This is a genomic window from Leisingera sp. NJS201, assembly GCF_004535885.1.
Classification (GTDB): domain Bacteria; phylum Pseudomonadota; class Alphaproteobacteria; order Rhodobacterales; family Rhodobacteraceae; genus Leisingera.
In genome coordinates, this window is the sequence record NZ_CP038234.1 from 2,767,113 (window position 1) to 2,785,402 (window position 18,290).

Annotated in this window: 18 protein-coding genes; 10 read left to right on the plus strand and 8 right to left on the minus strand. The window is 62.7% G+C overall.

What is annotated here, in order from left to right; translation table 11 throughout:
• Positions 1 to 196: 196 nt before the first annotated feature.
• Both ETW23_RS13715 and ETW23_RS13720 read right to left on the minus strand, forming a co-directional pair.
• The gene (locus tag ETW23_RS13715; protein WP_134830313.1) at positions 197 to 2,110 is read right to left on the minus strand and encodes a methyl-accepting chemotaxis protein; all 1,914 of its coding nucleotides are present in this window, start codon (positions 2,108 to 2,110) and stop codon (positions 197 to 199) included.
• Between the two features lie 220 nt (positions 2,111 to 2,330).
• Entirely contained in the window at positions 2,331 to 3,032 is a 702-nt protein-coding gene (locus ETW23_RS13720) for a M48 family metalloprotease (RefSeq protein WP_134830314.1), read from the minus strand.
• A 60-nt stretch (positions 3,033 to 3,092) separates the two neighbouring features.
• Here ETW23_RS13720 and ETW23_RS13725 point away from each other — a divergent pair, with 60 nt between their 5' ends.
• From ETW23_RS13725 to ETW23_RS13745, 5 genes are all read left to right on the plus strand, one after another.
• Positions 3,093 to 3,968 carry a TIGR01459 family HAD-type hydrolase gene (locus tag ETW23_RS13725; RefSeq protein ID WP_134830315.1) on the plus strand — a complete coding sequence of 292 codons (876 nt, stop codon included), beginning with the start codon at positions 3,093 to 3,095 and terminating at the stop codon, positions 3,966 to 3,968.
• Between the two features lie 237 nt (positions 3,969 to 4,205).
• The gene (locus ETW23_RS13730) at positions 4,206 to 4,649 is read left to right on the plus strand and encodes a MaoC family dehydratase (RefSeq protein ID WP_134830316.1); all 444 of its coding nucleotides are present in this window, start codon (positions 4,206 to 4,208) and stop codon (positions 4,647 to 4,649) included.
• Between the two features lie 800 nt (positions 4,650 to 5,449).
• Positions 5,450 to 6,382: a bifunctional riboflavin kinase/FAD synthetase gene (locus ETW23_RS13735; protein WP_129370188.1), complete on the plus strand. Its 933-nt coding sequence runs from the start codon at positions 5,450 to 5,452 to the stop codon at positions 6,380 to 6,382.
• The gene (locus tag ETW23_RS13740) at positions 6,379 to 6,861 is read left to right on the plus strand and encodes a YcgN family cysteine cluster protein (protein ID WP_134830317.1); all 483 of its coding nucleotides are present in this window, start codon (positions 6,379 to 6,381) and stop codon (positions 6,859 to 6,861) included. The genes ETW23_RS13735 and ETW23_RS13740 overlap by 4 nt, the downstream gene beginning before the upstream one ends.
• Before the next feature lie 72 nt (positions 6,862 to 6,933).
• Entirely contained in the window at positions 6,934 to 7,968 is a 1,035-nt protein-coding gene (locus ETW23_RS13745; protein ID WP_134830318.1) for a low specificity L-threonine aldolase, read from the plus strand.
• A gap of 24 nt (positions 7,969 to 7,992) precedes the next feature.
• On the opposite strand, the gene ETW23_RS13750 is transcribed toward ETW23_RS13745, so the two are convergent.
• The gene (locus tag ETW23_RS13750) at positions 7,993 to 8,823 is read right to left on the minus strand and encodes a LysR family transcriptional regulator (RefSeq protein ID WP_134830319.1); all 831 of its coding nucleotides are present in this window, start codon (positions 8,821 to 8,823) and stop codon (positions 7,993 to 7,995) included.
• 99 nt (positions 8,824 to 8,922) lie between these two features.
• Between ETW23_RS13750 and ETW23_RS13755 the strand changes: the two genes are divergently transcribed.
• Complete coding sequence (locus ETW23_RS13755; RefSeq protein WP_134830320.1) at positions 8,923 to 9,342, plus strand: hypothetical protein; 420 nt, start codon at positions 8,923 to 8,925, stop codon at positions 9,340 to 9,342.
• A gap of 102 nt (positions 9,343 to 9,444) precedes the next feature.
• On the opposite strand, the gene ETW23_RS13760 is transcribed toward ETW23_RS13755, so the two are convergent.
• Both ETW23_RS13760 and ETW23_RS13765 read right to left on the minus strand, forming a co-directional pair.
• A complete protein-coding gene (locus ETW23_RS13760; RefSeq protein WP_254695021.1) occupies positions 9,445 to 10,284 on the minus strand; it encodes an alpha/beta fold hydrolase in 840 nt (279 codons plus the stop codon).
• Positions 10,281 to 10,883 carry a 2-hydroxychromene-2-carboxylate isomerase gene (locus ETW23_RS13765; protein WP_134830321.1) on the minus strand — a complete coding sequence of 201 codons (603 nt, stop codon included), beginning with the start codon at positions 10,881 to 10,883 and terminating at the stop codon, positions 10,281 to 10,283. Before ETW23_RS13765 ends, ETW23_RS13760 begins: the two co-directional genes overlap by 4 nt.
• A gap of 107 nt (positions 10,884 to 10,990) precedes the next feature.
• Between ETW23_RS13765 and ETW23_RS13770 the strand changes: the two genes are divergently transcribed.
• On the plus strand, positions 10,991 to 12,013 hold the full coding sequence (locus ETW23_RS13770; protein WP_129370182.1) for a ribose-phosphate pyrophosphokinase: 1,023 nt from the start codon (positions 10,991 to 10,993) through the stop codon (positions 12,011 to 12,013).
• 56 nt (positions 12,014 to 12,069) lie between these two features.
• On the opposite strand, the gene ETW23_RS13775 is transcribed toward ETW23_RS13770, so the two are convergent.
• Positions 12,070 to 13,266, minus strand: a complete 1,197-nt coding sequence (locus ETW23_RS13775; RefSeq protein ID WP_134830322.1) for an MFS transporter — start codon at positions 13,264 to 13,266, stop codon at positions 12,070 to 12,072.
• 69 nt (positions 13,267 to 13,335) lie between these two features.
• Here ETW23_RS13775 and ETW23_RS13780 point away from each other — a divergent pair, with 69 nt between their 5' ends.
• Positions 13,336 to 13,737, plus strand: a complete 402-nt coding sequence (locus ETW23_RS13780) for a helix-turn-helix domain-containing protein (protein WP_134830323.1) — start codon at positions 13,336 to 13,338, stop codon at positions 13,735 to 13,737.
• Positions 13,738 to 13,746: 9 nt separating this feature from the next.
• On the opposite strand, the gene ETW23_RS13785 is transcribed toward ETW23_RS13780, so the two are convergent.
• Positions 13,747 to 14,097, minus strand: a complete 351-nt coding sequence (locus ETW23_RS13785; protein ID WP_129370179.1) for an H-type lectin domain-containing protein — start codon at positions 14,095 to 14,097, stop codon at positions 13,747 to 13,749.
• A gap of 374 nt (positions 14,098 to 14,471) precedes the next feature.
• Between ETW23_RS13785 and nhaC the strand changes: the two genes are divergently transcribed.
• The gene (nhaC, locus tag ETW23_RS13790) at positions 14,472 to 15,902 is read left to right on the plus strand and encodes a Na+/H+ antiporter NhaC (protein WP_134831324.1); all 1,431 of its coding nucleotides are present in this window, start codon (positions 14,472 to 14,474) and stop codon (positions 15,900 to 15,902) included.
• Positions 15,903 to 15,976: 74 nt separating this feature from the next.
• Complete coding sequence (locus ETW23_RS13795) at positions 15,977 to 16,999, plus strand: GlxA family transcriptional regulator (protein ID WP_134830324.1); 1,023 nt, start codon at positions 15,977 to 15,979, stop codon at positions 16,997 to 16,999.
• Between the two features lie 13 nt (positions 17,000 to 17,012).
• Here ETW23_RS13795 and ETW23_RS13800 read toward each other — a convergent pair whose 3' ends face one another.
• Positions 17,013 to 18,230 (minus strand): PAS domain-containing protein, encoded by a 1,218-nt coding sequence (locus tag ETW23_RS13800; RefSeq protein ID WP_134830325.1) that lies wholly within the window; start codon positions 18,228 to 18,230, stop codon positions 17,013 to 17,015.
• Between the last annotated feature and the right edge of the window lie 60 nt (positions 18,231 to 18,290).

Genomic DNA, 18,290 nt, shown 5'->3' on the forward strand with positions numbered 1-18,290 from the left:
CGGCTGCGGTGCCCCGTCGAAACGGCGCTGCTACCACTCACTCCTTCCTGCGCACCTGCAGGAAACAGCGGGCTGTCCATCAACAGCGGCCCGACCTTTGCGAAACTTCGGTCCCGCTGAAATTCCGGCCCGGGCGGACGGACACTCAATATATGGCGCCGACGGCCCAAAGGCAGCGGCGGCGGCTGGACCGGGTTCAGGCAGATTGCGCCTGAGGCGCGTCCCCGGCCGGGGGCCAGGCTTCGCTGCCATCATTGAAATCCTCCCAGCGGGTGCCGTCACCCCAGGCTTCATCGGCAACCGGCACTGGCTGCGGCGGATCCGCCGGCGCCCGTCCTGCGGCAGCAGGCTGATCCGCCGGACGAGCCGGTTGCGCCGGCGGCGGGCCGTCGCGCAGGACAAACTGGCCGACCACCTGATTCAGTCCCACGGTCTCATTGTTCATGGCGCGGATCGCGGATCCGGATTCCTCAACCATGGAGGCATTCTGCTGGGTCACCGAATCCAGCTGGGAAACGCCGATGTTGATTTCGTTCAACCCCTGCGCCTGTTCGGCGGACTCGCTGGAGATACCAGACACCAGATCGGCAATATTGGTCACCTGGCCAACAACGGTCGTCAGCGCCTTGCCCGCGCCGTCCACCTTTTGCACCCCGTCCTTCACATGCGCCGTGCTGGCACTGATCAGCGTCTTAATTTCATTGGCCGCATCCGAGGACCGCTGCGCCAGCGCCCGCACTTCGGAGGCAACAACAGCAAAGCCGCGCCCGACCTCGCCTGCCCGCGCGGCCTCAACCCCGGCATTCAGCGCCAGCAGATTGGTCTGAAAGGCAATGTCATCAATCACACCGATGATCTGCGAGATCTGGTTCGAAGAGTTTTCAATCTCATTCATTGCGGCAATTGCGCCTTCGACGACCCGGCCGCTGTTTTCGACATCCGCGCGCGCAGTTTCCACCGCAGACTGCACCTCCTGCGCGTTGCGTGCCGATGAATTGACACTCGCGGTCATTTCTTCAAGTGCTGCGGCGGTTTCTTCCAGCGTAGCAGCCTGGCTTTCGGTGCGGCCCGAAAGCTCTTCAGAGGCAGTTTGGATTTCATCGGACTGCCGCTGAATGCGGGCGCCTGCCTGAACCACGTCGGCCATCAGCTCATTCAGCTTATCGACGGTCTCATTAAAGTTCACCCGCAGCGGATCGTAATCAGCGCTGAATTTTTCAGTGATCCGGTCGCTGAGATCGCCGTCGGACAGCCGTTTGAGGCCGCTGCGCAACCGGTCGATTACCTGTTCGCTTTCCTCACGCAGGGCGTTCTGCTCATCCAGCGCGGAAATAACCCGGCCTGATACCGCATCGATGTCCTTGGCAATTTCACCGAAGTCATCGGCGCGCATCCGGTCGGCAACCTTAAGCCCCAGATCACCCTCAGCCACTTCCCGCAAGGCAGAGCGCAGCCGCGCGATCGGACGCACAATCGTCAGGGTCACCTGCCGCGCGTTGCGGGCAATCACCAGCAGCGCCGCTACGGAAAACCCGATCAGCAGGTAAAGCAGCTGCATGTCATGGTCCCGCGCGCTTTGCGCAGTTTTCTGGGCAAACGATTTGATGTCCTGACCCAGAGGCGCCAGCAGCTGGTTGAGAGCCTCATATTGTTCTTGCAGCTTGGGCAGCGCCGCCGCAGCGGCGGCAGCATCCGTATAGGCCAGCCCTTCAACGGCTTTGGCCGCCTGAATGAAAGTCTCTGCCGCCGGAGCAAGCTCTGCCACTTGCTGGCGGATTGCTTCGGACATTTCGACCTTTTGCAAGGCCGCAACCGCATCCCGGAGGCTTTGAATGTCGCGGGCAAGCTTGGCCTGAAAACGTTCTTTCTTGGCAGCCGGCCCGTCCGGTCCCACCAGCAGGGCGTGGACCGCGCCGGCCTCAATCGCATCGTGCATCTTGTCGGCCATCAGCTCATGGCGGATGACCGCCGTGGCATTGATTTGCCGTTCCAGTTCAAGCTCGCTTTGCCACAGGCTATAGACGGACATCGCCGCAAGCACCAGGACAGAAACAGTGGAAACCACGCCGGAAAGGACCAGCCGTGTTTTTATCGGAAGATTACGAAACATCGCTAACACACCATTGAGTTGCTTTCCATTCACCCTATGGGGGAGTCGTTAAAAAAGCCTTGGACACTCGGTAGCGCGACCCTAACGGGTGGCACCAAAATGGATCCGGGCCCCTTGCGCAGCAGATGCGGCAGCGCCGGTGCGGGGCGGACCGGAAAGGAACCGCCCCGCAGGCCGCCGCCCCTGAGGCAGGCGCCCAAAAGGACCTAGAATACTGGATCTACTGTATTTTCTGAAGGTCGGCTTTGGCGTCGATCTGTTCCATCGTGGCCAGACCCGTTGCCAGACGCTCGGCATCAGGCGGATGTGTGCCCCAGAAGGACAGCCTGCCTGCTTTGGTCCGCGCGGCTTCTGGCCGGGCAAAGAATCTGGCGTCCTCGACCGGGTCATAGCCGGATGCATGGGCAATTCTTGTGCCCAGAGTATCGCTCTCCAATTCATAGGTCTGGGAATATGCAGTGGAGTCGGCCGCTGCGCCGACATCCATGCTGGTGCTGACCTGCGAAGGATCATAATAGCCGGAGTCCGCCGTGGCGGCAGCTGTTATCACCCCCAGGATCAGCGCTCCGGCCAGCGCCTGTTGCTTTTGTTTCTCGATATGGCGGCCCAGCAAGTGACCGTCTTCATGGCGGAGAATAAAGGCCGCCTCGTCATCGCTGGCGGAATCCCGCAGCATCGGCATCGAGATGCGGATGACCGGCTTGTCTTCACGATAGGCGAAATAGGCGTTGCGCTGCCTCATCTTGCGGTCAATGCCGATATTGACGTTGAAATCGAAGTTGCTGCGCTCGGCGGTCAGGGTTTCGCAGTATTTCCGTCCCGCCGGGCTGATCCGGGCCGCGACCCGCTTGAACCGGCGTTCTGCTGACGCCGGGTTGTTTCCACCCGTTACGCAGGCGCCGCCCGTTGCGCCGCTGGCCATTTCCTGCGGCCTCTGCCATAGCTGGTCCGGCAAAATATCCACGCGCGAGAAGGCCCGGCCATGACCCAGATCATCCCCTCCCTTTCCGAAGTCTCAAGCCGTTACAAGGCGCTGTTTGTTGATCTCTGGGGCTGCGTGCACAACGGCATCACCGCATTTCCCGAGGCAGTGGCAGCGCTGCAGGCGTATCGGAAACAGGGCGGCATCGTGGTGCTGGTGACCAATTCGCCGAAACCCCGTGCAGGTGTGGCGGCGCAGCTGGGACAGTTCAACGTCCCGGATGATGCCTATGACACCATCTCGACCAGCGGTGACAGCGCGCGGGCCGCGATGTTCACCGGTGCTGTGGGAAACAAAGTCTATTTCATGGGGGAATGGGAACGTGATGCAGGGTTTTTCGAGCCGCTGCATGTGATCCATGAACCGGTGGAGATCACAAGGGTGCCGCTGCGCGAGGCCGAGGGCATTGTCTGCTGCGGCCCGTTTGACACCATGGCGGATCCGGAGGTGAACCGGGCAAACTTCCTGTATGCCAAGCAGATGGGCATGAAGCTGCTCTGCGCCAACCCGGATATCGTGGTTGATCGCGGCGAGAAACGGGAGTGGTGCGCCGGGGCGCTGGCGCGGCTTTATACGGAAATGGGCGGTGAGAGCCTGTATTTCGGCAAGCCGCATCCGCCGATTTATGATCTGGCGCGGCGGCGCCTGACCGAACTGGGCCATGACTTTGCCGATTCCGAGATCCTGGCGATCGGCGACGGGCCGCATACGGATATTGCCGGCGCCATGGGCGAAAGCATCGATTCCCTGTTCATCACCGGCGGGCTTGCGGCCAGAGAAACAAAGACATCGGTCCAGCCGGACGCGGACGCGCTTGAGGCCTATCTGGCGCAGGAACAGTCCGCGCCCAGCTATGCCATTGGTTTTTTGCGGTAAAACTGCCTTCGCCAGCCCCGTGTCTAGCACGGACCACTCTGTGTTTTGAACAACCCCCGCCCAAACCGGCGGGGTTTTGTTATGTCAGAAATGTCTTGATTTTCTGCAGTTGCAAAGTAATAAAGTTGCGCAAGCGGCCAATCCGGCGCGCAAAAGTTACAACGCCAGACGGTCAAGCCACGCGATCAGAATAGATGATCAGGCCAGAAGATCAGGACCAGGCGAACGGAGGATGAGATGTTGGACAACCTGCCGCGCGGAACCATCTGCATTGAAGACATCGAAATGGGGATGGTGCGTTACCTGCGCAAGGTCATCACCGATGAGGACATCGAGAAGTTCGCCGAGGTCTCGACCGACCGCAACCCGGTGCATCTGGATGACGATTACGCCCAGGACACCATTTTCGAGGGCCGGATTGCCCATGGGATGCTGACCGCCGGGCTGATCTCAGCCGTGATCGGCGAGCAGCTGCCCGGCCATGGCACCATCTATATGAGCCAGTCGCTGAAATTCCTGGCTCCGGTGCGCCCCGGCGACATGGTGCTGGCCGAGGTCGAGGTGACCGACATCGTGATCGACAAGCGCCGGGTCAAGCTGGAGTGCCGCTGCATCGTCGACGGCAAGAAGGTACTGGTCGGCGAGGCCATGGTGATGGCGCCGTCGCGCAAATTCGACTGAGACCGCAAGCTGCGGCAGGCAAGCTGGCGCCGCGGGCTCAGACGGGTCCGCAATAGATGGGGTGTTGCCCCTTCGGCCCCTGCCGGGCTGGGCTTCGCCCGTTCGGGTCTGAAATGATCCCCCGGATCATTTCCGGGACGACCCTCACTCCCAGGGTATTTCAGACCAGAAAGAAGCGCATTGGCAGCCGATTGGACCTTGGGCGCAGCAGGCAAAGCCGCCTGGACCGTTTGGCCTTGGCGGTTTTGTCTTGCCGGTTGGTTCCGTAATCTTCCGTTTAGCGCGGGTCCTGTGCAAGGTGCGGCGCCGCCGGGCAGAGGTGGACAGACCCCGCCGGGGCTTGCTCGGACAAGCTTGCTTGGACGACCCCCTTTTTATCAGGGCCGGTTATCGGGGCTGGTCTCCGGGGGATACGCAGGCAGCCTCACAGATGCCTGCGCCTTGTATCATAGCCCTTGCTCGGGGTCATGGCGGGTGATCTCGATCACTTGGCAGCCTGGCATCGCCGCGTGAGGATCACGTGAAGGGAGCGTGCGGCGGCGATGCATCACCCTGTGGCTGGGCGCTATCCCGCCCGCAAACAAGGCGCGCAGCGCCGCCGGGCAAGCGCCTGCCTGTCCTGGCGGGCCGGCGCTTTGGGTCTGGCACAGTCCCTTGCAACTGGGAATATGCTTTGCCGGGACAAACCGGCAGGCACCGGCCTGTTGTTGCACGCCCCACGGGCAGGTGCTCGGCCAGCCGGTTCCCTCCACCGCCACTGGCCGCTTGAACCGCCCGGCGCATGGCGCTACGGATGCGCCATGCGTATCGTCAGAGATTATGAATTCGTCGAAGACCAGGACCGGGGCGCCACTGTCGCCATCGGCAATTTCGACGGCGTGCATCTGGGCCATCAGTCGGTGATCGAACTGGCCCGCAAGGCAGCTCCCGGGGCGCCCTTGGGGGTGATGACGTTTGAGCCGCACCCGCGCGAGTATTTTGCGCCCGATGCGCCGCCCTTCCGGCTGATGCGGGCCGAGACCCGCGCCCACCGGCTGGAGAAGCTGGGGGTTACGCGGCTGTATGAGCTGAACTTCAACACCGCGCTGTCCAGCCTGACGCCGGAAGAGTTTGCCCGTGACGTGATTGCCGGCGGGCTGGGGCTGGCACATGTGGTGGTGGGCGCCGATTTCTGCTTTGGCAAGGGCCGTGCGGGCAATGCGGATGACCTGCAGCGGTTCGGCGCGCTGCACGGCTTTGGCGTAACTATTGCGCCTTTGATGGAATATTCTGAACACGCGGTGTCTTCGACCGCGATCCGCAACGCGCTCAGCGAGGGCAGACCGGCGGATGCCAAGGAAATGCTGGGCCACTGGCACCGCATCGAGGGCGTGGTGATCGGCGGCGAGCAGCGCGGGCGGGAGCTGGGTTTTCCAACCGCGAACATGTCGATTGAGGGGCTGCACCAGCCGCGGTTCGGTGTCTATGCGGTGCTGGTGGATGTGCTGGACGGGCCGCATGCGGGCAGCTATCTGGGCGCGGCCTCGATCGGGGTGCGGCCGATGTTTGACGGCGTGGTGCCGAATATCGAAACCTTCCTGTTTGACTTCTCGGGCGATCTTTATGGCGCGACGCTGTCGGTTGCGCTGGTGGCCTTTTTGCGGCCCGAGCTGAAGTTTGACGGGCTGGAGGCGCTGATTGAACAGATGGATGCGGATTGCTCCACGTCCCGCGAAATCCTGGTGGCGCTATGAAACCTGAAAAAGACGTGATTGACCGTTCGGGCCTGGGTAAGCGTTTCTGGGAGAAGAAACCGCTTGCGAAGCTGAACCAAAAGGAATGGGAAGCGCTGTGCGACGGCTGCGGCAAATGCTGCCTGAACAAGCTGGAGGACGAGGAGAGCGGCGAGGTCGCCCTGACCCGCGTCGCCTGCCGCTTGCTGGATGATGCCAGCTGCCGCTGCGCCCAGTATCCGATCCGCCATCAGTTTGTGCCGGAGTGCATCGTGCTGAAGCCGGAAAACCTGGATACCCACGCCTATTGGATGCCGGAAACCTGCGCCTACCGGCTGTTGTGGCAGGGCAAGCCTTTGCCGGAATGGCACCCGCTGCTGACCGGCACCCCCAGCAGCGTGCATGAGGCCGGCGTTTCGGTGCGCGGCTGGACGGTATCCGAGTTCGAAATTTCCGAAGAAGAATGGGAAGACCACATCATCGAAGAGCCGCTGGGTTGACGGCAGCCTGGGGTGCCCCGCAGGCCGGGCAGGAATTGCACAGCCTGCACCGCAGAAAGAAGGATCCCGCTTATGCACTTTGCCTCTGACAATTCCGGCCCGGCGCCGCAGCAGATCCTGGATGCCCTGGCCAAGGCCAACCAGGGCTATGCCATGGGCTATGGCGCGGATGCGGAAATGGCCGAAGTGACAGCAAAGATCCGCGCGGTTTTCGAGGCGCCGGAGGCATCGGTGTATCTGGTCGCCACCGGCACGGCAGCCAATGTGCTGGCGCTGTCGACCCTGGCGCAGCCCTGGCAGACGGTGTTCTGCACCCGCCCGGCGCATATCCTGCAGGATGAGTGCAACGGACCGGAATTCTATACCGGCGGCGCCAAGCTGACGCCGGTGACGGATGCGGACAAGATGACACCGGAAACTTTACGTGCCGCTATTGAGGGCGAGGAAGTCCGTGGTGTCCACGGGCCGCAGCGGGGACCGGTGTCGCTGTCGCAGGTCACTGAATTCGGCACGGTCTATTCAGTTGCGGAAATTGAAGCACTGGGTGCGGTGGCCCGCGAATACGCGCTGCCGGTGCATATGGACGGCGCCCGGTTCACCAATGCGCTGATCCCGCTGGGCTGCACGCCTGCCGAGATGACCTGGAAGGCAGGGGTCACTGCGCTGTCCTTTGGCGGCACCAAAAACGGCTGCCTGGGAGTGGAAGCGGTGATCTTCTTTGATCCCGGCCACGCGCAGGAGTTCGAGTACCGCCGCAAACGCGGTGCGCATCTGTTTTCCAAGCACCGCTATCTGTCGGCGCAGATGCTGGCCTATCTGACCAATGACCTGTGGCTGGACAACGCCCGCACAGCCAACTCGAATTGCGCGATGCTGGCCGAAGGGCTGCAGGCCGCGGGCGCCCGGTTCACCCATCCTGCCCAGGCCAACATGATCTTTGCCGCCCTGCCCCGCAGCACCCATCAGCGGCTGTTTGCGGCGGGCGCGATTTACCATCTGTGGGACGGGCTGCTGCAGGGGCCGGAGAATGAGCTGGTCACCGCCCGGTTTGTTTGCGACTGGTCCTTAACCGAAGAGCAGATCAGCGCGTTCCTCAACCTGCTGTAAAGGGCGGCAGTGCAACGGGCTTTGTTATGGGGCCGGATGCTGCCAGGAGGCGCATAGGCTTTTGGCGATGGCGGCTGCAAACTGGGTTTTGCGGTGGGCCACCCCAACCTGGCGTTGCACGGGGGTGTCCGTGCTGAGCGGCCGCACCGTGATCCCCTGTTGCGCGCGGGCATGGCCGAGCGGCACCAGCGCCACTCCCAGCCCCGCGGCCACCAGATCCAGCAGCTGGGCGTCATGTGCAGCTTCGGCGACGATGGCGGATAGAGCCTGCTCCTGCAACAGCAGCTGATCCGCTCCGGGGCAGTAGGGCCGTGCGATCAGCGGCTCGCCTGCCAGATCGGCCAGGGTCACCGCCGCCTGCGCGGCCAGGGGGTGATCGCGGGGCAATGCGGCGCCATAGGTTTCCTGCCATAACACCTGAAAGGCGCAGCCCCGCGGCACGCAGCCATCGGAGCAGAACAGAATATCCGCGTCCTCGCGGCTGTTGGTGAACTGGAACGTCAGCGCCGCATTGCCCCGCCGCAGGCCGGACAGCGCCGCCTGGAAGGAGGCCACCAGGATGTCCGGCTGGCAATGCACCCGGACCGCCTGCGGTGCCCGTCCGGTCAGCCGCTGCTCCAGCAGGCTGAGCTGCCCCAGCACGGCGCCCGACTGGCGGTACAGCTCGTGCCCCAGCGCAGTTGGCGCAAGCCCGTCACGGCGGCGCAGGAACAGGGCGCCGCCATAGTGTTCTTCAAGTTTTGAGACCGCCGCCGAGACCGACGGCTGGCTCACCCCGTTCATCCGGGCCGAGGCGCTGAAGGTGCCGGTGTCATAGGCGGATTGAAAATAGCGGAGCGGGGCAAGATCCATCATAGTCAAAGACTATGCCAACAATAGGCATCAATGCAATTAACTTTAGTACTTCTGCGTGGCTAACTGTCTGCGAAAACAGCAGCACAGAAGGACAACACCATGAAGGACGCGGGCATTACGCAAGAGGCCGGGGCCACGGACCCCGTCATCGCGCAGGTACTGAAACATTTCGAAGCCGGGGATCCGGCGATCATGGGGCTGATTGCTGCGGATATCGATTTCCGCATTGATCACTACAAGGATGACGCCGATATCGCCTGGCAAAGCGCCGCGGATATCGAAGGTTTTGCCCAGGTGCTGACCCGGCTGGGCCAGGAAGTGTTTACGAAGGGCACGCAGATCCTTGCAGCGGACACGCAGGACCTTGGCAATGGCTGGTTTCTGACCCGGTTCGAGCAGCGGTTCTTCTATGCCCGGAGTGCAGCAATGGCAGAGAGCGTCACTTTTATCACCACCCATCAGGAAAACGGGAAGATGGATTTTTTCCGCGAGGTGGTGACAACAGTGACGGAAATCTGACCTCCCGGCGGCGCATCAGACCGGCGGCGCAAGCGAAACGCAACTGGGCCGCACAAGGCCTGCCGCGGGTCAAGAGCGGGCCGGTCGCGGGTCCGGGGCCTGTCAGTTGCGGGCCTGCCAGAACTGCCGCAGCAGTTGCGCCGTTTGCTGCGGGTGCGTGACCGGCAGCATATGGCCCGCGTCCGGCACGGATCCGGCACGGGCATTGGCCAGCCGGCGGCTGAACCCCCGGACAATTTCCCCGATCACGCCCGGGCTTTCACTGCCGTGAAGCAGCAGCACAGGCATGGCAACAGGATCCAGAGCGCCGGGGGAAAGGGTGCCGTTTTCATCGTCAAAAAGCGTCGGGTGGCAGGCCGGCACCACAGGGATTGCGCGTATCATCGCAGCACGGGCCTGTTCGGGCAGGTCGGCCCACTTTGGCTCTCCCGGCCCCCACATCCGATTGAACAGCCGCGCCATCAATGCAAGATCCCCGGCTGCCCAGGCCGCATCGATTGGCCGGCTGGCGGCTTCGAGCGTGGCGAATGCCGCCGGGGCGTCGGATTTGGCCACGGCAAACAGCACCGGTTCGATCAGCGTCAGGCTGCGCACCAGATGCGGCCGGGCCATTGCCATGCGCAGGGCCACGGTGGCGCCGAAGGAGTGCCCGATCAGATCCGCCGGTTCGCTCAGCAAGGCAAGGCCTGCGTCAACGTTCAGCAGCTGATAATTGCCGGTGCCGTCCCAATCCGGGCTGCGCCCATGGCTGAGCATATCGAAAGCGGTAAGGGTGATGTCCCCGGCCATCTCTCCGGCCAAACGGCGCCAGGCGCCGGAATGGGCCAGCGAGCAATGCACCGCCAGCACATTGCGCGGGCCCTGGCCGAAGCTGCGCGAAAAGACCCCCTCGGGCCGGTCCGCCGCGCGGTGCGGCTGGCCGCCTGTCACGCGGATTGTCACGCGGCCTGCCCCGCCAGATGCGCGTCCAGGTCTTCCAGCCGGTCCTGTCCCCAGAACTTTGCCCCGTCTGCGGTCACCCAGAACGGCGCCCCGAACACACCGGCATTGACTGCGTCCTCGAGGTTCTGCGCATAGGTCTCCGCGCCGGCCAGAAGACCGCTGTCAGCCAGCGCCGGGTCGAAGCCGGCGCCTTGGAGGCAGTCGCGGATCACCGTATCCTCGGCGATGTTTTTCTCCTCGGCCCAGCAGGCGCGCAGGATCGAATGCACCAGTTGCCCCATATCGCCGCCGCCTGCGGTTTGCGCGGCGGTAATGGCGTATGAGGACGGCGCGGCATTGGCCGGCCAAAACGCCGGTTTCAGATTGACGGGCATGCCCAGCCTGGCCGCCTGCCGCTCCAGCTCAACCAGGCGGTATTCCTGGCGTGCGGGATGCCGCTCGCCCGGAGGCGTGCCGCCGGTGCGGGCAAACAGCGCCAGGATGTCCAATGGCTTGCAAATCACCTCGGCGCCGTGGCGGGCGGCAATCTCCCACGGCCTTGTGCCGGCCAGATAGGTAAAGGGCGACAAGGTTGAGAAGTAGAAATCGAACGCTGCCATAGGCTGTATCTCCCGCTTAGAACTTTGCGCGAGGGTAAGTGCATGATAAGCGGGGTTCAATATCACGAATCTGACACATTGCCATTGCTGCCTGGGGATATCAGCCAATGCCGACTTTGAACGAACCCAAGCTTATCGCTGGGAACGCCAACCTCCCTCTTGCCCAAGCCATCACCCGCCGGATGAGCATGCACCGCGGTGTCGACCAGGGGCTGGTGGACGCCCGCGTCGAGCGGTTCAATGACGGCGAGATTTTCGTCGAAGTCTATGAGAACGTCCGCGGCGAGGACATGTTCATCATCCAGCCGACCTCAAACCCGGCCAATGACAACCTGATGGAGCTGTTGATCATATCTGATGCGCTGCGCCGGTCATCGGCCCAGCGTATCACCGCTGTCATTCCGTATTTCGGCTACGCCCGCCAGGACCGCCGCACCAAAGCACGCACGCCGATCTCGGCTAAGCTGGTGGCGAATATGCTGACCGGCGCCGGCATCGAGCGGGTTCTGACCATGGACCTGCATGCCGCGCAGATCCAGGGCTTCTTTGATATTCCGGTGGACAACCTTTATGCCTCGCCGATCTTTGCGCTGGATGTGAAAAACCAATTCAAGGACAACATGGACGAACTGATGGTGGTGTCTCCGGATGTGGGCGGTGTGGCCCGCGCGCGGGAGCTGGCCAAGCGCATCAATGCACCGCTGTCGATCGTCGACAAGCGCCGCGAGAAGGCCGGTGAAGTGGCCGAAATGACCGTGATCGGCGATGTGAAAGACAAGATCTGCCTGATCATCGACGACATGTGCGACACTGCCGGCACGCTGTGCAAGGCAGCTCAGGTGCTGCTGGACAACGGCGCCAAGGAAGTCCACGCCTATATCACCCACGGCGTGATGAGCGGCCCGGCGGTGGAGCGCGTCACCAATTCGGTGATGAAGTCGCTGGTGCTGACTGATTCGATCCAGCCGACCGAGGCCGTCGCCGCCGCACCCAATATCCGCATCCTGCCGACCGCGCCGCTGTTCACCCAGGCGATCCTGAACATCTGGCACGGCACATCGGTTTCGTCGCTGTTCGAGGACAAGACCCTGGTGCCGATCTACGAGAGCCTGACCTCAAACGGCAGCTGAACCCGCTGTTTTCCGCAAGTTGAAAAGCCCCGCCACCCGGCGGGGCTTTTGCCTTTTTACAGGGCGGCACGGCGGCGGCGCGCTTTGTGCAGAGCCGTCACCAGCGCCATGCAAGCCATCAGCGCCAGACCTGCCGCGGCGGCGCCGAAGGCCCCGCCATAGCCCCATATGCTGATGGCAGGCGTGCTGGCAAAGGGCGACAGAAACTGGCCGCAGAACACCGATGCGGTCAGGATTGCACCCGCCGTACCGCGCCGCCCGGACGGGGCCAGCGCGAGCGTGATGGCGACAAAGCCGGGCGAGACCGTGGCATAGCCAATGCCAACCGCCATGGCGCCCGCAAGCGACACCGCCGCGCTGCCTTCCTGTGCCAGAACCGCAAAGCCAAGCGCCAGCGCGCCGTAGCCCAAGGCAAAAATGGCAGCATGCGGCAGCGCGCCCTTGAAGCGCGCATACAGCAGCGCAGTGATCCCGCCGCAAAGCGACAGCAGCCCAAGCCCCGCCCCGGTCATCAGCGCACTGTTGAGGCCCTGGGAAGCAAAGAAGAACGGCAGCTGGGTCGGCATCATGAAGAACAGCCCGTTGGTCAGCATCTGCAAGGCTGAGACTGCAATTACCAGCATCAGCCAGGCCGGGTGCCCTGCCCCCTCAGCTTGGGCTTGCCCCGTTTGGGGCCGGGCCGGTTCGGGCGCATGGCGCCAGGCAGCGTACAGGCACAGGACAGCCAGCCCGTAGATCAGAAACGGCAGCCGTGGTGACAGGGTGGCGGCCAGCCCGGCCATTCCGATAAAGACCAGCCCGCCGAAATTGCGCGCCGAAATTTGCAGCCCGGTCAGCGCCTGTCGCCGCGCGCCGGTGAAATAGTCGCCGATCAGGGCGGTTTGCGCGGTCATGATCAGCGCCACAGCGATCCCCAGGCCAAAGCGGCTGACAAGCATCAGATGCAAATCCGGCAGGTAGTAACCGGCCGTGCCGCACAGCATGAACAGCCAGACCCCCGCCAGCAGCACGCCGCGCCGCCCGGCGCGGTCTGTCAGCCAGCCTGCCAGCGGCGCGGTCAGCATCACTCCCAGCGACGGCGCGGTGACCAGCAGCCGTACCAGAAAACCTCCATCGGGCACGCCTGAGAATTCCTGTTCCAGCCCGGCCAGCGCCGGGCTGATGGTTGCATTTGCCATCACTGTGAGACTGGCGGCCATCAACAGCGCGATGGCCCTTGGCTCCTGCCAGAGGGGGGTTTTTTCCGTGTTCATCCGGGAATTTCCTTGTTCCAACTGTTCCGGACTGGCAGCCTGCCAATTCAAGTCAACTTGAGGTCAAGAATGAAACTTCTGGATATTGGCGACGTCGCCGACCGCTCGGGCGTCGCCGCCTCGGCCCTGCGGTATTACGAGGAAATCGGGCTGATCACCTCAGCCGGGCGCAAGGGGCTGCGGCGGCAGTTCGGGCGGGGGGTTTTGCTGCAGCTGTCGCTGATCACGCTGGGCAAGGCGGCCGGGTTTTCGCTGCAGGAGATTGCCGGCATGTTCGGCAAGGACGGCCAACCGGATCTGCCGCGCAGCCAATTGCACGCCCGCGCCGATGCGCTGGAGGCGCAGATCCGGGAACTGACCACGCTGAAGGACGCGCTGCGGCATGTGGCGGACTGCCCGGCGCCCAGCCATCTGGAATGCCCCAAATTTCAAAAGCTGCTGCGGGCCGGTACCTTGGCTGCCAAGGTCTAGCTCCGCGGCTTAATCAACATCCCAGTCGTCGGCATGTGGCAGCTCGCCGATGGCCAGCCAGCCCGCACGCAGGCGGGCGGCGCGGCTGTCGGCCCAGGTGCGGAAGACGATCTCGAATCCTTCGCAGGTGATGTTTTCCGCCACCAATTCGGCCCGGATCGCGGCAGAGGTATCCATATCCCAAAGCGACACCGACACTTGCACCGACGGCGGGCTGGCAAATGCCGCGCTGAAGCTGACCGCCTGGCGCCGCTCGCGCGGGCCGGAGCCGGTCCACATCTCACCGTTGTCCTCGAAATCCGAAAAGACTTCGATATCCCCCTGATCGACCCCTGTGCGGGGGTTGCGCAGTCTTTTCATTCCGGTTCCCAAGCGGTTAGTCAGCTTTGAGATTAAGCCATACAGCAGGATTATCCAGAAACCAGCCATAAAGACCCGGCGGCTGTTGCCTTTAGGCAAGGCAGCACTGGCTTGGCAAGCTGCCATTTCCAATGGCCTGGCAGGCGTGCGCGGCCTTCACGAGCGGGGAGAAATCCCTCGAACACCCAATCTTTCCCCGATCAGGGATATTTCCCCGATTGTCGCAAACGCTGTGCATTCCGGCGCGGCTGGGACGAGTCCCGGGGGCCGATTTCTGGTGTGTATCCGCATCCGCCTTTGACAGGCGATTTGACCCTAGGGAGGAAATACCCGTGTCACCAAATGATCCGAATATCGTAAAACCTGACCTGGCGATGGCGCTTTTGCCCATCGTTCTGACGCTGGCTGTTCTGGGCGTTCAGCTGTTTTATTTCGGGGATTTCACCCCGCATATTCCGCTGGCGATCGGCATCGCCATCACTGCGCTGGTGGGGCTGAAGCTGGGCCACAAGTGGGACAACATCGAGGAAGGCGTGTTTCACGTCATCAACATCTCGCTGCCGTCGGTGTCGATCCTGATCACTGTCGGCATGATTGTCGGCATCTGGATTGCCAGCGGCACCGTGCCGACGCTGATCTATTACGGGTTGAAAATCCTGTCGCCCGAGTTGTTCCTGGCCGCGGGCATGGTCCTGTGTTCCATCGTGTCGGTGTCGCTGGGCACCTCCTGGGGCACTGTGGGCACCGTCGGCCTGGCACTGATGGGGATCGGCGCGGGCTTTGGCATTCCGATGTACTGGACCGCAGGCGCCGTGGTTTCCGGCGCGTTTTTCGGCGACAAGATCTCGCCCCTGTCAGACACCACCAACCTGGCCCCTGCGGTGACCGGCACCAACCTGTTCGACCACATCCGCAACATGCTGCCGACCACGGTGCCGTCGATGCTGATCGCGCTGGTGATCTATCTGGTTGTGGGTTTCACCCTGATCGATACCTCGCAGGTGTCGTTTGAGCGGATCGACGCGATCACCGAGGCGCTGGATGGCGCATTCTGGATCTCGCCGCTGATGCTGCTGCCGGCGTTGCTGGTCATTGCGCTGGCGGTAAAGAAACAGCCGCCGATCCCGTCGCTGTTTGCCGGTGCTGTCGTCGGCGGCATCATGGCGATGCTGTGCCAGGGTGCGGGCCTGCATGAGACCTTCACCTTTGCCAACAGCGGCTATGCGATTGAAACCGGCGTGCCGGAGATTGACCCGCTGCTGAACCGCGGTGGCATTCAGTCGATGATGTGGACGATTTCGCTGGTGCTGCTGGCACTGGGGTTCGGCGGCGCATTGGAACGGACCGGGTGTTTGCAGGCAATCATCGAGGTGATCATTGCGCGGGTGAAGAGCTTTGCCGGCATCCAGACCTCGGCGATCCTGACCTCGATTGCGACCAATACCGTGGCGGGCGATCCCTATCTTTCCATCGCCCTGCCCGGCCGGATGTATGCGCCCGTCTATCGCGGCATGAAGTATTCGCCGCTGAATCTGTCGCGCGCGATTGAGGAAGGCGGCACGCTGGTCTCGCCGCTGATCCCCTGGAATGCGGGCGGTGCCTTTGTGATCTCGGCGCTGGCGCTGGGAATATCGGATGGCAACTTCGAGAACTTGCTGTACATCCCGCTGGCCTTTGCCTGCTGGCTGTCGCCGCTCATTGGCATCTTCTATGCGATGACCGGGCTGTTCTCGCCCAAGGCCAGCGAAGACGAAATCGCTGCCTGGGAAGACAGCGGCGAGCCGGTGGCCAAGCTGACCGCCTGAGAAAACAGCGCGCCGCGGGCAACAGCCTGCGGCGCGCAATTTGCAGTAACCATCCCATCTGTTAGGGTAAGATCATGAATCTCCGCAGCTTTGTCCCGAAGGGTGCGGCCAGTTTCCGGGTTGATTACGACGGGCCGCCCAAAGACATCTTTTTTGTGCTTCTGCCGAAGCTGACCATGCTGGCGTTCAGCGCGGCGGTGGAACCCTTGCGGGTTGCCAATCAGGTCACCGGCAAGGAGCTGTACCGCTGGTTCCTGATAAGCGAGGACGGCGCGCCGGTGCCATGCTCGAACGGGATCGAAATCAATACCGACCTGCCGCTGGAGGATCTGCCCCGCGGCAGCTTTGCCTTTGTCTGTTCCGGCATTGAACCCTCGGACAGCGCCAGTCCCCGCACCCTCGCCTGGATCCGGCGCCAGAATGCCCATGGCGGCCGGTTCGGCGGTATCTGCACAGGTGCCTTTGCGCTGGCCCAGACCGGCATTCTGCAGGGGCAGCGCTTTACCCTGCATTGGGAAAACCAGCCCTCGTTTTCCGAGTATTTCCCGGGGTTGGAGCCCAGTGCCAACCTATATGAGATCGACAACGGGCTGATGACCTGCGGCGGCGGCAATGCGGCCACCGACATGATGCTGGAGATGATCGAGACCGACCATGGCAAGGACCTGGCGGTCATCGTGTCCGACATGTGCATCCACTTTCGCTCCAACAACCGCGAAGCGCTGCAGAAATCAGCCTATTCCGTTGCGCTGAGCAGCCGCAATCAGCATCTGATCAACGCCATGCAGTTCATGCATGACACCATCGAGGAGCCGGTGGAAATCGGCGTGCTGGCAGACCGTGCGCAGATCTCGCGGCGCCAGCTGGAACGGCTGTTCCAGCGCTATGTCGGCACCTCGCCGGTGCAGTTCTACATTGAACTGCGGGTGGGCCGGGCGCTGGCCCTGCTGAACGAGACCAACATGACGGTGGCAGAGATTTCCGCCGCCACCGGTTTCAGCAGTGCCACGCAGCTGTCGATCCGTTTCAAGAAACGCTATGGCCAGTCGCCTGCGTCTTTCCGCAAAAGCTGGACGGAGACGGCGGCAAAGGAATAGGCCGGAACACGGGTTACTTCCCTTCGGATGCAAGTGCTTTGCTGAGTTCCGTGATCTTTTCCAGACGGACGGAAATCCGGTCCTGGAACTGGCCCAGCTCATCAATGATCGAATTCAGCGATTCCCCGGCACTCCCCAGCCGGGCGCATTCGATCTTGCACAGCACCCGGGTGGTGGTCAGCGCCATGAAGTGGCGATGCAGGGTCAAGCAGGCCTTGAGAATGCGGCCGGCCTCGAACCGGACGTCCTGCAGGCTGGCCCTGGCCTTGGTGAACTGATCCTCGGTCAACTGCGTCAGGATCGCCTGTTCGCGATTAATATCAATGGCCGCGGCGCCGTCTTCCTGATTAAGCTGATGGCCGCATTCAGTGAGGATGCGGGCCAGCCCTTCGACAAAAATGGCTGCTGTCACGGTGCCCTTGATGGCGCGGAAATTGCTGTTCTTGCCCCAGACATGGGCCTCGAACCAATTGGACATATCGCGCGACATGGCGTTGTAGTTTTCGGACAGAACGGTGACCGGCCCGCCCGCCGGTTCGATCCGCGAGGCGATGACGCGCAGGTTATGCGGGATGGTGCGCATGGATTCGAATTCCTGCACCAGCGCCTCGGTCTCCTGCACCAGATCCCCGGCTGCAGAATGCATCGCCCGGCGTTCCGCCAGACGGGCATCCGCGGGGCGTTTCATGCCTGCATCACGTGCCATCAGCTCTTCTGCCAGGGCGTGGCCGGCAAAATCGTTGTAGGTGGCAAAGCCAAGCCCTTGCAGACGTGTCAGCAGCAGCGCAGCGCTGGCTTCGGGGTCTAGCCCTTCGTCGCGTTCGGCCTGGCGCAGCAGGGCGTATTCCTGCTCGACCGTCTTGCGCAGCGGGCTGGTCGGTTTGATCCGCGCCGAAAGATAACCGCCGTCGCAGGGCGTGACGACTGCAAAAACCCAGTAATAGCTGCCATCGCTGGCCCGGTTCTTGACATAGGCGCCTACGGTGCCGCCGCCCTTGATCGTGTCCCACAGCAGCTGGAACACCGCGCGCGGCATGTCCGGGTGGCGGATCACCTTGTGCGGTGCCCCCAGCAGATCTTCCATCGCGTATTTGGCGACACGGCTGAACACAGCATTGCCGGCCTGGATCACACCGCGGGAGTCGGTGCGGGAAAAGAACACTTCGTCCAGGGCAAAGGGAGCTTCTCTGCCCCTGGATGGAGCGGTCAGCGTGCGGTCTTCAAAGGACACGTGTGAGTTCCTGTCAGTGAGGGTAAGGGGCCGCTTTCTGTTTAAGCGGCACAGCTTTTC